The sequence below is a fragment of the Candidatus Dadabacteria bacterium genome (genome assembly GCA_026706695.1).
GTDB lineage: Bacteria > Desulfobacterota_D > UBA1144 > Nemesobacterales > Nemesobacteraceae > Nemesobacter.
In genome coordinates this window covers 1-14,573 of the sequence record JAPOYE010000072.1, presented here as the reverse complement: position 1 = coordinate 14,573, position 14,573 = coordinate 1, and the positions used below count along the sequence as shown (strand labels likewise).

The following is a 14,573-nucleotide window of genomic DNA, read 5'->3' as shown; positions in this document are numbered from 1 at the left end:
GAACGCCGCGATTAACATAAGGCGTCTGGGAATGGCGCAGCTGCACGGCGAGGAGCGTTCCGTCCTTAAAAGGACTCCGACGACCCGTGAAATTGATGCGAGGCAGCCAGATGGTTAGTCAAGTATATAATTCCCAGTGCAAAACTATTGTAATTGCCACAAGAAACAAGGGGAAGCTGAGAGAATTCAGATCAATTCTTGCAGATGGCTACGATGAGATCCTTTCTCTGGCGGATTTTGATGAGGTCCCCGAGATAAGGGAAACGGGTCTTTCTTTCAGGGAAAATGCTTTTATCAAGGCGAAAACAACCTCTGATTTTCTTGGGATGGACGCTATTGGGGACGACTCAGGCTTGGTTGTAGACGCTCTTGGGGGAGCTCCGGGGATTTATTCGGCAAGGTACGCCGGGGAAGGGTCTTCGGATAATGAAAACAACGAGAAACTACTCTATGAACTTAAAGGAGAGAAAAACAGAAATGCAAGATTTGTCTGCTGTATTGCTTTAGTTCTTGCGGGTGGTACACAGGAATTTTTTGAAGGCGAGTGCCACGGACAGATTATTCAGGAGAAAAGAGGCCAGAGTGGTTTTGGTTATGACCCGGTTTTCTATGTTTCTCAATACGGAAAAACCATGGCTGAACTCGGCCCCGACATAAAAAACAGAATAAGTCACAGGGCTATTGCCTCAGAAAAGCTTCTGTCATATTTTTCGAATTTTAAATAGGCGTTTTAACAACCTGCCTTTGTTTCTTCCTATCTGTCCTTACTTTCTTAAGGCTTAGATGGTCTATGGAGTATAAGAATTTTTCCAATTTTGTCTTGCCAGATTATGTGAAATTTTCGTTTTTAATTGTAAGCTGCTTCCCAATTGAATATATTTAGATTCCGACCTTTGTTTATTGCGGCTGCTTTAACTTGATAAAGGGGTTTCTGCGTGAAAAGCGCAAAGTTTATTTTTGTTACCGGCGGAGTTATGTCTTCCCTGGGAAAGGGTATCTCCGCTTCCTCAATAGGATTCCTTCTTGAATGTTGTGGTCTTCGGGTCACCCTTCAGAAGCTTGATCCCTACATAAACGTTGACCCGGGCACGATGAACCCTTTTGAGCATGGGGAGGTCTTTGTTACCGATGACGGAGCGGAAACAGATCTTGATCTCGGCCATTACGAAAGATTTACCAAAGCTCAGCTCGGCAAGAAAAACAATCTCACAAGCGGCAAGGTCTACGATTCCGTTATTTCCAAGGAAAGAGAGGGGAAATTCCTCGGCAAAACAGTCCAGGTAATCCCTCATATAACTGATGAGATAAAATCCCGCGTGCTTGCCCTTGAGGATGACAACGACGTCATCATAGTCGAGATCGGCGGTACCGTGGGAGACATAGAGAGTCTTCCTTTTCTTGAGGCGGTAAGGCAGTTAAGGTCGGATCTCGGCAAGAAGAACACGCTTTTCATACATCTTACATACGTTCCCTATGTTGCCGCGGCCGGAGAATTGAAAACAAAGCCTACACAGCACAGCGTAAAGGAACTTCTCCAGATAGGGATTCAGCCCGACATACTCCTGTGCCGCACCGAGGATAAGTTCCTTCCCGAAGAGGTTAAAAGAAAAATAGCCCTTTTCTGTAACGTCGAGCAAAAAGCCGTGGTTACAGCCAAGGATGTTGAGCACATATATGAAGTTCCGCTTATGTATAAGAAAGAAGGATTGGCCGAGATAATCATTGAATATCTTGGTATGTGGACCAAGAAACCAGACATGGGGGAGTGGGAGGAACTCATTCAAAAGGTAAAGAACATGAAAGAGACAGTGCGCATAGCCGTTGTCGGAAAATATGTTTCACACGGAGACGCTTACAAGAGCCTCCACGAGGCCCTTTACCACGGTGGTTTAGCCAACGACTCAACCGTCGAAATAAAATACGTGAATTCAGAAAAAATGGATGGTATGTCTCCGGACAACTATTTCTCCGATGTTCACGGAATACTTGTCCCTGGAGGATTCGGGGAGAGGGGGATTGACGGCAAAGTAGACGCTACAAAATATGCAAGGGAAAATCAGATTCCCTTTTTCGGAATTTGCTACGGCATGCAGCTTGCCGTTATTGAATTTTCAAGGAACGTGTGTGGCATAGATGACGCGGATACGACTGAGAACAACGGCGATACTCAGAACCCGGTTATAGACATAATGGAATCGCAAAAGAACATAAGTGAAATGGGCGATGGAATCGCAAAAGAACATAAGTGAAATGGGCGGGACAATGAGACTTGGGGCTTACCCCTGCGTCATAAAGCCCGAGACCTTGGCTAGCAGCATCTACGGAACCTCAGAGATTTCCGAAAGACACCGCCACCGGTTTGAAGTGAACAACGGTTACAGAGAAATTCTTGAGTCAAATGGAATGGTTCTTTGCGGCCTCTCGCCGGATGAAAATCTGGTTGAAATCATGGAACTTAAGGATCATCCTTGGTTTGTCGGCTGTCAGTTCCACCCTGAATTCAAGTCAAAGCCCCTCAGTGCCCACCCGCTTTTCAAAGATTTCATAAGAGGGGCGCTTCGCTACAAGGATTCTCTTACCTGATCGAATTGCTCCATTCGATGAATCTCCCCAGTATAAACGAACTTGTTGCCTACAGAAAAAGAAGGGAGCCTGCTCTGGGAGTGGCCCTCTACGCCCATCCCGACAAACTCTCCGTTCTCTCAGAAGATGGAAAGCGTTACTCGGTTGAACCGAAAAAAGTCGTACTGTTAACCGGAATAACCGTTCCCGAAACCCTCACCGACTCTGAGAAGAAACTCGAAATGAGAAAATGGAGAAGAGAACTTGAAGAGAAAAAAGACTCCGTTGATATGGAAACGCTGTGGGAGTGTGTTGTGGAGGAGCAGGAAACCGTGAGCTTTGAGGAGATACTGGAGCTATATTCGGGGGCAGAGCAGGTTTCTTTGGAGCAGAGGTTTCTGCTTTTTTGGGCCGTGGATAAAAACACTGTCTACCTTGCAAGAGGCGAAAACGGCTATCTCGTTCGCTCGCGGGAAGACGTTTCCAAGACACTTCGTGTCCTTGAACTCAGAGAGGAAAGAGAACGAAAAGCGCAGGCCGCCGTAAGCTGGGTGCGTTCTGTTATAAGTGGCGAAGTTCCTCCGGTGGTTGATGAGACCCACGGCGAGTTCCTTGAACTTATCGAGCGGTACGTCATTGATCTTGACGGTTATGAGCGGGCCAAGGAAGCCAAGGGTTTTCTTTATGAAGCGGGGCTTAAGGAAGTGGAATCAGCGGTTGAATTTCTTATAAAAACGGGCTTCTGGAAGAAAGACGATGACCCGGAATCAAAAAAAATCGCTTTTCATTTCAGACACTCCCAAAGAGCGCTTGAAGAGGTGGAAGCTATTTTGAGCGCTGGGGAAAGCTTTGCAAGCCTTACAGACAGAACGGATCTTGAAGTTTTTTCAGTTGATAGTGAGACAACCCGAGACATTGATGATGCCATTTCGTTTGAAACGCACGGGGATCAGATCATTCTGGGAGTCCACATCTCGAATGTCGCCCATGTTGTGAGCAGGGGAAGTTTTATTGATCAGGGGGCCCTTGACCGCGCTGAGACGGTCTATTTTCCTGAGGGACGCGTGGATATGTTTCCCCGGGATCTTGTGAACAAGAAACTCAGCCTAACTGCCGGCGACCTCCGACCTGCATTTTCTCTTTTCGCCACTTTTAAAAGAGAGGACTTTACTTTGATCGATTATAACTTTGAAGCGACGGTCATAAGGATTTCGAAGAATCTTACCTACGCCGAAGCGACTGAAATGTTGCGCAACACACAATGGGGAGAATTCCTTATTCCTCTCACTGATTCACTCAGAGCAGAGAGAATCAACAAGGGAGCCTTGATAGTGCAGCTTCCGGAACTCAAGATCAGGGTTGGAGACCGAGATGGAATTTCAGTCAGCAAAGATTACATGGATTCTCCCGCCCACAATGTCGTTTCCGAATGCATGATACTCATGAACCGGCTTTCGGCAGATTTTTTCGATAAAAACGGAATTCCGGCACTCTTCCGTTCTCAGACCCAGGATATTGAGCCTGAAGCCAGGGAACTTGACCCCGAAGACATCCTTTTCCCGGTAAAGGTGGCAAAGCACCTAAAACCTTCTTTTATTGCCTTTGCTCCCGAAGTCCATAAGTCCCTGGGAATTTCCTGCTACGTGCAGATGACTTCTCCGATAAGAAGGTACACAGACCTTCTTATGCAGCGTCAGCTTATATCCTGGCTTGAGGAACAGAGGGTTTACTACTCAGAAAGCGAGCTTGAAGCCACAAACACGCATGTGAGTCTTGCCACCAGGGAAATAAAAAACGCGCAGAGAGGCAGACACAGGTACTGGCTTATACGCTATCTTCTGGAAAAGGATATAAAAGGGGCGACCGGCTACGTAAGTTCCAAGGGATATGGCGGGTTTAACGTCTATATTCCGGAGTTTCTGATCGAACTTCCACTTTCTAACTCAGGCGGCAGGGTTTTTGATATAGGAAGTGAGCTTTCCCTCTCAATCTGGGGAACCGATCCTCTTAGAAGGAGGATACGTGTGAGTCCGACGTAACTTTCGGTCTGCCGGAACCCAGATTCAAACAAGCATATGCTGTCGAAGTGGGAAAGACCGCCCTCTTCAGTGCTTTTTTTCAAGAATTTCGAGAATTTCTTCAAGCCCCGCGACCTTCACTCTCGGCCTCCCCTGTTTTTCGCCTTCTTTCTTCTCAAACCAGTCAACCCGCAGCCATTCATTGTAGGAAATATGTTTTTCTTCGAGCAGTTCCTTTATGCTCTCATCCGAAGTGAGTTCGGGACGTAGCGTGTTTCCCCTCTCAATGTCCTCGACCATGCAGCTTACGGTTTCGCCGGAGTCGGCCTTGTTCGTACCGATAACTCCAGTCGGTCCGCGTTTTATCCACCCTGTGGTGTAGAGTCCCGTAATCGGATTGCCGCTCGTTTTGTCAAGCACTCTTCCTTTTTCGCTGGGGATTACCCCCGAACTGTCATCAAACGGTACGTCCCGAAGAGGTATTCCCCGGTACCCGACGGAGCGAAAAACCAGATCGGTGGGAATCTCTTCGGTCTCGTCCGTGGGTTTGGGCCGAAGGGAGCCGTCATCGGATTTGTAAAGCCTGTTTTTCACGACTTTCACGCTTTTTACCCTGTTGTCTTCTCCGGCAATTATTTCTATCGGAGAAACCAAGAATCTTATGACTATTTTCTTTGATTTGGAGGGAACCCTTTCGGAAGCTTTTTTTATAATCTCTATTTTCGTCTGGGCTGTCCTGTTCGGTTTACGCTCAAGCTCCTCGAGGGTAAGGGAATCGGGCTCCGCTTCGTCCGCCAAGGTAAGGAGGTCCGCGTCCTCTAGGTTCTCAAGTTCCCGCAGTTCTGGGTTAGTGAAGGCCGCCTGCGCGGGGCCTCTTCTTCCAAGCATGTGTATTTCCCTTATTCCGCTTTTGGCCAGTTCCTCAAGTGCGTAGCCTGCGATATCCGTTTTTTCCATTTCGCTTCTTGTGAGGGAAAGAATTCTCGCAACGTCCACCGCGACGTTCCCGACTCCGACTATGACGACTCTTTTCCCCGAAAAGTCAAAACCAAGGCCCATGTGATCCGGGTGGGAGTTGTACCAGCCTACAAACTCCGTTGCCGTATGGCTTCCGATTATGCCCTCTCCCGGTATTCCCATCTTTCTGTCGGTCTGGGCCCCTGTTGCGAAAACTATTTGGTGGTAACGACTGCGCAGGTCCTCAAGCGTTAAGTGTTTTCCGAATTCTACAAGTCCGAAAAATCTGAATTGAGGATTGGATGCGATTTTATCATAAACTCTGGCTACGCTTTTTATCTTCTGGTGGTCCGGAGCTACCCCGCTTCTCACGAGACCGTGGGGAGTCGGGAGTTTTTCGAACATGTCTATGAAGACGCGGTCGCCGAGTTTCTTCTGCAGGTGGTCGGCTGCGTAGAAAGCTGCGGGTCCCGACCCGACTATGGCAACTTTTATCATTTCAAGACTCATGGCGTGGGAAGTATATATACAATATTTCATAAATCTATTGCCGAGAAAGCTTTTTCTTCTTTATCTTTTAGGTTCGTGGTAGGGAATTCTTAGATGCTCCTTTTTCCGCTAACAGGGTCTGATGGTGGTATAATACTAATTTCTTTGTGTGTGGCGGAGTGACCCTATGATTGCTAAAGAGCGTACTGAACCGGAGCATTTTCATCTCAAGGTGGTTCATGAGATAAGCGACTTGATCAACAAGTCCGTGGGTCTTAACACCGTTTTGGGTCGGGTAGTCAGAAAAATTTCGTCCTCGCTTCACTACGATGTCGTCTCCATATATGTCTGGGATGATTCAAGAGAGGTTCTCAGGCTCACGGCTAACAGGGGTCTTCAGGTCAAACCGAAAAGTGATATCTTCCTGCGCTCGGATGAAGGTCTTACCGGGATGGTTCATAAAACGAAGGTTCCTTTGGTGGCCATGCCGGCTTCTAAGCACCCCAATTACAGATATTTTCCCGAAATAGGCGAAGAGGAATACGAAAGTTACATAGGCGTTCCCATAATGCTTCACGACGTGTGTGTCGGGGTACTTGTCGGGCAGAACAAAACCCCCATGCAGATAACCCCGGCCGAGCAGACTCTTTTTCAGATAATAGCACTACGACTTGCCGGGGTTCTTGAAGTCGCAAACACCCTGGACCGGCTGAAACCCCCGTCCATGGTAAAGCACGAGACGAGGAGCTACCAGGGAAAAGGAGTTTCTGAAGGGGTGGCTGTGGGCAAGGCGGTTACATTCCGCGGGCTTTTCCGCCAGATGTCCACTATGGAGATGACGGCCCGTACTCCAGGAATCGAGAAGAGAAGAGTTAGAAATTCTATAAAGAATATATCGCAAGACCTTAAGAAGACTATAAAAAAAATGGATTCTGAAGGGAAGCTCTCGAAAAACGAAGTGGATATTTTCCGCTCGCATCTGATGATAGTGGATAGCCGCGACATGGAGAAAGGAACTGGCGAACTCATAGATGAAAAGAGGGTTTCGGCCGAGGCCGCGGTGGTTGAGTATCTCGAAATCCAGGCATCACGTTTTGAATCCTTGCCGGATTCTTATATGAGGGAGAGGGCATACGATTTCAGAGATATAGGTGAGAGAATGCTCCGGGATCTTACTCGTTCAAAGGACGAGAATATTTCCGCTTCCGCCGACGGAGAGCCCTTGATACTTGTGGCAAGAGAGATAGGCGTTTCTTTTGTCACGGCTGCTGAAGGGGAGGTGGGGGGAATAGTCCTTGAAAAAGGCGGAGAGACTTCGCACGCGGTCATAATAGCGAAATCGCTTGGGATTCCAGTAGTTGTCGGCATAGACAACATCGTGAATCTGATACATCCCGGGGAGGATATGATAGTTGACGGGAGGAGCGGTTTCGTTTTCACAAACCCCGACCAGGTGCTTAAGGATGAGTACCTATCCATGCACCAAAAAGCCGTTGAGCTCCGCAGCTTCATAGAGACTGAAGCCGAAAAAAGTACCAGCACCGGTCTTAACGTCGAAATAACGGCGAATGTCGGAATTCCGGCCGATGCTGAGATGGCCAAGCGTTACGGCATTAAGAGAGCGGGACTTTTCAGGACGGAGTTTGCCTTCGCACGGTTTAAGAAATGGCCTAGTGTAAGGTCCCAGCTAAAAATATACAAGGAGATCTCAGCTGATTTTGAGGATGGAGTGACCATTAGGACCCTAGACGTGGGTTCTGACAAGATACTTTCCTATCTCAACATGCCCAAAGAAGAGAATCCCCTTCTTGGTCTTCGCTCAATCCGCTTTTCAATGGAGTATCTTGATCTTTTCAGGGATCAGGTGAAATCCATCTTGCTTGCGGCGAAGAAAGGGGGGAATTTCAAGATTCTTCTGCCTATGGTATCAAATGTCTGGGAGGTTGAGACCGCGGCGCAGATAATTGAGGAACTGTCTGCCGAAGTCAGCCTTCACCGGCATGATATACCGAAGCTCGGAATAATGATGGAGGTTCCGGCGCTTGTGTATCAGTTCGATGATTACGCGGACTTGATAGATTTTGTTTCCATTGGAACAAACGACCTCATACAGTACCTGCTCGCGGTGGATAGAAATTCAAACGCGGTTGGACATCTTTACTCGGCTTTTCATCCTTCCGTGGTGAGAATGCTGGACTTTACAAGAGAACAGATTCTCTCAAGCGGAAAGGAGATTTCAATATGTGGAGAAATAGCGGGAGTTCCTTCCGGCACACTTCTTATACTGGCTCTTGGTTACCGTCATCTGAGCGTTTCTCCGCTTCGGTTCCCTTATGTGAAATTTCTTTCGGACAGGCTTTCTGAGCGGATGCTTGAGGAAATAAGGTCCGACCTGTTGCTGCTCTCAAAGGAGTCCGACATAGAGAGATACTTAAAGGATGTCCTTAACTCCATAAACCCGATGTTGCTCGAAGTAGAGTAGCCATGATCAAAAGATCTATCCTTATTCCGCTGGTGCTTTTTATTCTCACGGCGGCCACGACTTTCCTTTCCGGCTACATGATAAGCGGAACTTATACGGGGGGCGTTCTTTTCTCGCTTTCTCTGGTCGCCATTCTTGGAGCCCATGAAATGGGTCATTACTTTTACGGCAGGAAGTACGGCGTTTCTATAACTCTTCCCTGGTTTATTCCCGCTCCTCCCTTTCTCTCTCCTATAGGGACGTTCGGGGCGTTTATAAGGATAAAGTCTCGGATACGCGGCCGAAGGGAACTTTTCGACATAGGGGTCGCTGGTCCCATAGCCGGGGTGATAGTAGCTCTTCCGGTCTTGTTTGTCGGGCTGCTTTTCTCGGAAGTGGTCGCTTTGGATTCTGAGAGGCTCTCTGAGATGCAGGCGGCCATGTCTCTTGGCAATTCTCTCGTATTTGCCCTTTTCTCAAAAATGGCTATCGGGGAAGTCGCCCAGGGATACGAAATTCTGCTCCACCCCGTTGCATTTGCAGGATGGATAGGCCTTTTCGTAACCGTCTTGAATCTCATGCCCGCTGGGCAGCTTGACGGAGGGCATCTTGTATACTGCGTCTTCCCGGCGGAGTGGCATAAAGCTATATCGGCCGCTACGGTTATTTTTCTTGCAATAATGGGAGTGGGAACGGTACCTCTGATGGACTTTGCGGATTATCTGGGCTTGTGGGTGCTTGGCATTCTTCCTGAGTGGCTTATGTTTGAGGGTTGGGTCGGCTGGCTTTTCTGGGCGATACTGCTTTTGGTGATCGGTACATCCCATCCGCCGACCATATCGAGTGATACCGAGATCGGTGCCGGAAGAAAAGCGCTTGCTTTTTTCTCACTGCTTATTTTTATTTCCTGTTTTACCCCTGTCCCAATCAGTGTCGTGGAATTCGGTTAGGTCGTTTTGCGTTTAGTTAAAAAATCTGTTACAATCACCTTGATCGGTTGGATTGACTCTTAAGGGTGTTGGAGTGAGAAAGAGGGCGGTTCACATACGGGAATCCGATTCGACCGACAACTTGATTTAAACAACTTCACTACTACGAGGAGATTCACAAATGTCGAAGAACACTTTGTCCGTAACGGATAACAGGACAGGTAAAACATACGAACTTGCTATAGACAACGATACCATAAGAGCCACTGATCTTCGTCAGATAAGGGTTAAGGACGAAGATTTTGGCATGATGAGCTATGACCCCGCTTTCGGGAATACGGCTTCGTGCAAAAGCAAGGTTACCTTCATTGATGGAGAAAAGGGGATCCTGAGATACAGGGGGTACCCGATAGAAGAGCTGGCGAAAAAAAGTACCTTCCTCGAAGTTGCTTACCTCCTTATTCATGGTGAACTGCCTAACAAATCGCAATACGACAGCTGGGTTCACGACATAACGCATCACACCTACGTGCATGAAAACATAAGGAAGCTCATGGACGGATTCCGCTACGACGCGCATCCGATGGGCATGCTTCTTGCGACCGTCGGGGCCCTTTCGACCTTCTATCCGGATGCAAAAGACATATTCGATACCGACGTGCAGAAACTTGAGATGAGAAGGCTTATAGCGAAGACGCCGACCATAGCCGGATTTTCCTACAGGCATATAATGGGTCTTCCATATGTATACCCCGACAACGAACTCAGCTACGCCGGGAATTTCCTTTCAATGATGTTCAAGATGACCGAGACCAAGTATGAGCCGAATCCGGCGATAGAGAAAGCGATAGACGTTCTTTTCATCCTCCATGCCGACCACGAGCAGAACTGCAGCGCAAGCGCGATGAGAAACGTCGGAAGCTCCCATCCGGATCCTTACTCCGCGGCCGCTGCGGCGATTGCCGCACTGTACGGTCCTCTTCACGGCGGAGCGAACGAGGCGGTGCTTGAAATGCTTGCCGACATAGGCTCGATTGACAAGATTCCGCAGTACATAGAAAGGGCCAAGAAAGGAGAATTCAGGCTCATGGGCTTCGGGCACAGGGTGTACAAGGCTTACGATCCGAGAGCGGCGATAATAAAGGATATAGCCCACGACGTGTTTGAAGTCACCGGGAAAAATCCTCTGCTCGACATAGCGCTTGAGCTTGAGAGAATAGCCCTTGAAGATGACTATTTCGTAAGAAGAAGGCTTTACCCGAACGTTGATTTCTACTCTGGACTCATATACCAGAGCATAGGTCTTCCCACGAGCATGTTTACCGTGCTTTTCGCGATAGCGAGGATGGCCGGGTGGCTTGCCCAGTGGCTTGAGCTGATGAACGACCCCGAAACCAGAATCGCAAGGCCCAGGCAGGTTTATCTGGGGGAAGATAATAGAAAATACGTGGCGATGAGCAAAAGGCGTAAGAAGAAGTAGTCGATCAATCTTACGAATTGCCTTCTGGGCGTTTCCTAGAACTTTTTCAAGTCGCTCCACACGAAGGTTGATTTTGCTGCAAGCGCGTTCTACTTTCTCTATCTCTTCTTTAGAGAATGTGTTTCTGTAAAGGAATTAGCAGAAGGTGGATAGGGGATGGGTAGAATTCCACCAATGAATTAACACACCCGCTGCATATCCGCTAAAACAAGGCCTCCTTCGCGCTCAATCCAAACTTGGATTGAGGGGAGGACCTATAAGGGATGAGACTGTTCTTTCAACTGATGCCATGTTTGTCCGGTCAATTCCGTAATTCCAATTCCTTTCATATAATAGACCTTGCCGGATTATGTTGCTATCAAAAGGAGAGATTGGTAGAATAGCAATTACTGGTTGTTCTCCATTGATGAAATACAGACAAGCCAATCTCACTAAGCAAGAATCTGTGAAGGCGGTACTCGTAGCGATCCAACTCTTGGTCCTTTTTGCGCTTTCCGGTTGTGGTTCCACATCTTCGAATTTGTGCAGTGACGCGCAGGTAGCATCTTCCGCCGAGTCTGCTCGACATTCCCAACGCTGTGAAGTTTCTATCCGACAATCTGATGAGACAATTATCATAGGGAATCTGATTAAAGACGCTGGCGGAGCAAAGTGCGGCGCAATCCTTATACGCGACGGCCACATTCTTGATATTCTTGATATTGGCAAGACAAACAGCATCGAAGCAAAAATTCCCGATGCCTCGGTATTTGATTGCAGCAGTTCGTACATTTCGCCTGGCCTGATAAATCCGCATGAACACCCGGATTGGAGCGGAGGATTTCCGGATCCGATGACGCGTTCCGTGTATTCGCACCGTGATCAATGGCGGGGCGTAGCCGGCCCGGAGTATTATGCGGTCGAGTTTGAGAGGGTTGAGGAAGATGTCCGGAAATTCTGGATAGAACTCCGCCACCTTCTGTCCGGTACCACCACGATGGCCGGTTCAGGCGGCATTGAGGGACTTGTTAAAAATGCGGGTGGTCGTCCCGGAGACGAAACAAGGTACTTCTATCTTGCTGAGATGGAGACGTTTCCCTACGGTTTTGACGCTACCGAGGAACTCAGCGGGTTTTCTTGCCCGTTAGCGCCAACCGAGTCCCGCGATCCCCGCAGCCTTTTTCTTGAGTTTGAGGACAAACCGCCCTATGTGCCCCACATTGCGGAGGGAACCAACTGCACGGCGGAAATTGAAGGGAAGTTCTATCTGGATTATGTCTCGAAGAACCCGGAGCGGCGTTACTCCCTTATCCACGGAGTGGGGCTGAGCCGTCAAGACGTTGAGCGCCTGAAAGACCTTGACGTGACTCTTATCTGGTCGCCGAGGTCGAACGTGGTTCTTTACGGGACCACAGTCGATATTCCGAACGCATTGCGGGCCGGCGCCCGGGTCGCGATCAGTACGGATTGGTCATACTCGGGTTCGTACAATCTCCTTGAGGAATTTCGCTGTGCCGAGCATATTGACAACGCGAAGTGGGATGACCATCTGTCGGGAAGCGACTACTGGCGCATGGCTACGGAGCACGCAGCGTACTCGCTGGAGGTAGAAAAACTGACCGGCAAGCTGGAGCAGGGCTTTGCGGCGGATATCATTATATTTCGGAAGCGGACTAATGACCCCTTTAAAGACCTGATTTCATCGGAGGTATCGGATGTCATTGCAACGTTTGTTGACGGCGAACTTCTCAGTGGATACAGCGGTTCTTTCGACCCTTCTCATCTTCCGGCCCAATGCTCGCACCGTATCGGGCAGCATTTCATTTGCGTTGACTATACAAAGGACTACTCCTTCAGTCATGAAGAGCTGCTGAGTTCCAACAAGGATGCGGTTCCCCTGTTCTCGCCGGACAGGCAAGCGAGTTGTGAATGACCAATAGGAGCTATTGGTTCTTTAAGCAGTTTTTTCAAAAAGGACTTACAAACTCGGGAATCCGGAATTTTTAAAAGTTGTTCCAGTAAAAAACAATACGGAGAAACACCTGCGCCTAACTTGCCGAAAAATGTTTTCCTATTATGGTGTTGTAGTAGTAGTCAATCGTGTGCTCGGTATTGGCTATTAGGATTGAGATGGCCTCGTTACGGCCTCTCTCCGATAGAATAAATGCTTTCCCACTGTTTTCGCGCGCTGCTTTTTCCTCGAGCATTTCCAGAAAAGAGTCTTTGAAGGTGTCTCTGTCATCCCGAAGGGCTGTCTCAAGCAGGGCTTCGTCCTGAAGATCGTATTTTTTCTTTTCTATCTCCTCGCGAAGCGCTAGAGAGAATTTCTCAAGATCAAGTTCAGGGAAATTTTCCCTGGCGATTTCCTCGAATACGCGGAGCAGTTCTTCCATCATTGTTGCTGAGCGCCCTGATGCTGGTTTGAGGGACTGAATTTTCCTATGTCACTGAGCAGGCATGACACCAGATCTATTGTGTGACTGATATCGCTTTTATAGGCGATGGAACTCGGGCTGTGAAGATATCTTGTCGGAACTGACAGGACGGCCGCCCTGGTCCCCTTTCCGGTGACCTGCATGGCGGTTGCGTTTGTGCTGCCCGCTTTTTTTACTGTTATCTGGTAAGGGATTTCGTTTTTCTCCGCAAGTTCCTTTATAAAAAAGCTGAATGGTCTGTGCGCCACCAGGAACCTGTCTGAAAGTCTGATCTCGGGTCCCTTGCCGATATTGGCAAAGGATTTGCTTTCCGAGACCCCCGGTATGTCCATTGCCACAGTGCCTTCAAGTGCGACGGCGAAGTCCGGTTCGTAAACCGGCGTTATTACCCTTGCCCCGCGAAGCCCGACTTCTTCCTGCACGGTAAATGTAACTATGAGATTGCAGCCCGGACTTGGAGTCTTTCGAAGAGCTTCGATTATTACGAAAAGCCCCATCCTGTCGTCAAGGGCCTTGGAAATTACGGAATCCTCGGTTTCATCGAGGGAAGTGTCAAATGACACCATGTCCCCTATTTTTACTAGGTCGGCGACTTTTTCAGAACTGAGCCCAAGATCGACCGCGCAGTCTTCAATTTCCGGAACCTCCTTGGCCCCTCCGCTGCCCCTGGTCACGTGGGGTGGAACCGCTGCCACCACCCCCTTTAGAGGTTCTTTTCCCCAAACCACCAAGCGCTGTCCGTAAAAAACCCTGGCGTCCATTCCTCCAAGCGGGGTTACCCTTAAAAATCCTCTATTATCTATATGGTGTACCATGAATCCCACTTCGTCCATGTGAGCGTCAAGAACAAAAGTGGGACCGTCTCCCGGAATACGGGCGATTATGTTTCCAAGAACGTCTTCGGTGATGTCTTCTGAGAATTTCTTTATTTCCTCAAGCAGAATCGCCTTAACCAAGCCCTCGTCCCCGGGCATTCCTGGAGTGTCGCAGAGCTTCTTTAAGAGTTTTATATCCATAACGGGCTGATTATAACCAAACGGCCTTCTTTTCCAAAACCGCGGAAAGAAGCACGAGCTTTCCAGATTGATTTATAAGTTTCAAAGCTTAATCTTTATACCAAAGTGCGAACTGAAAACAGGAGACGGACTTGAACCCTGATGATCCAGGTCTCTTCAGACCTAAAAAAGAATCTCTTCCTCTCCCCGAGAGAATGAGACCCGAGAGCATACAAGAGATGGTAGGCCAAGAGCATCTGATAGGGCC

The 14,573-nt window shown here is 48.5% G+C and carries 9 protein-coding genes and 1 pseudogene; 7 read left to right on the top strand and 3 right to left on the bottom strand.

Translation table 11 applies throughout. The features are described from left to right. Positions 1-110: 110 nt before the first annotated feature. The 3 genes and pseudogenes from OXG10_05205 to OXG10_05195 all read left to right on the top strand — a co-directional run bounded on the left by OXG10_05205 (position 111) and on the right by OXG10_05195 (position 4,601). Positions 111-725, top strand: a complete 615-nt coding sequence (locus OXG10_05205; GenBank protein MCY3826760.1) for an XTP/dITP diphosphatase — start codon at positions 111-113, stop codon at positions 723-725. Positions 726-974: 249 nt separating this feature from the next. Next, positions 975-2,583: pseudogene (locus tag OXG10_05200) on the top strand (CTP synthase). Positions 2,584-2,600: 17 nt separating this feature from the next. Next, positions 2,601-4,601: a ribonuclease catalytic domain-containing protein gene (locus OXG10_05195; protein ID MCY3826759.1), complete on the top strand. Its 2,001-nt coding sequence runs from the start codon at positions 2,601-2,603 to the stop codon at positions 4,599-4,601. 66 nt (positions 4,602-4,667) lie between these two features. On the opposite strand, the gene OXG10_05190 is transcribed toward OXG10_05195, so the two are convergent. After that, a complete protein-coding gene (locus OXG10_05190; GenBank protein MCY3826758.1) occupies positions 4,668-6,077 on the bottom strand; it encodes an FAD-dependent oxidoreductase in 1,410 nt (469 codons plus the stop codon). Positions 6,078-6,213: 136 nt separating this feature from the next. On the opposite strand from OXG10_05190, the gene ptsP reads away from it, so the two are divergent. From ptsP to OXG10_05170, 4 genes are all read left to right on the top strand, one after another. Next, a complete protein-coding gene (gene ptsP / locus OXG10_05185; protein MCY3826757.1) occupies positions 6,214-8,508 on the top strand; it encodes a phosphoenolpyruvate--protein phosphotransferase in 2,295 nt (764 codons plus the stop codon). A gap of 2 nt (positions 8,509-8,510) precedes the next feature. Next, positions 8,511-9,437 carry a site-2 protease family protein gene (locus OXG10_05180; GenBank protein MCY3826756.1) on the top strand — a complete coding sequence of 309 codons (927 nt, stop codon included), beginning with the start codon at positions 8,511-8,513 and terminating at the stop codon, positions 9,435-9,437. A 160-nt stretch (positions 9,438-9,597) separates the two neighbouring features. Then, positions 9,598-10,896 carry a citrate synthase gene (locus OXG10_05175; GenBank protein MCY3826755.1) on the top strand — a complete coding sequence of 433 codons (1,299 nt, stop codon included), beginning with the start codon at positions 9,598-9,600 and terminating at the stop codon, positions 10,894-10,896. Positions 10,897-11,728: 832 nt separating this feature from the next. Continuing rightward, the gene (locus OXG10_05170) at positions 11,729-12,808 is read left to right on the top strand and encodes an amidohydrolase family protein (GenBank protein ID MCY3826754.1); all 1,080 of its coding nucleotides are present in this window, start codon (positions 11,729-11,731) and stop codon (positions 12,806-12,808) included. Positions 12,809-12,923: 115 nt separating this feature from the next. On the opposite strand, the gene OXG10_05165 is transcribed toward OXG10_05170, so the two are convergent. After that, positions 12,924-13,271, bottom strand: a complete 348-nt coding sequence (locus OXG10_05165; protein ID MCY3826753.1) for a hypothetical protein — start codon at positions 13,269-13,271, stop codon at positions 12,924-12,926. After that, positions 13,268-14,326, bottom strand: coding sequence for a M42 family peptidase (locus tag OXG10_05160; GenBank protein ID MCY3826752.1), 1,059 nt, complete (start codon positions 14,324-14,326; stop codon positions 13,268-13,270). The genes OXG10_05165 and OXG10_05160 overlap by 4 nt, the downstream gene beginning before the upstream one ends. Positions 14,327-14,573: the final 247 nt, after the last annotated feature.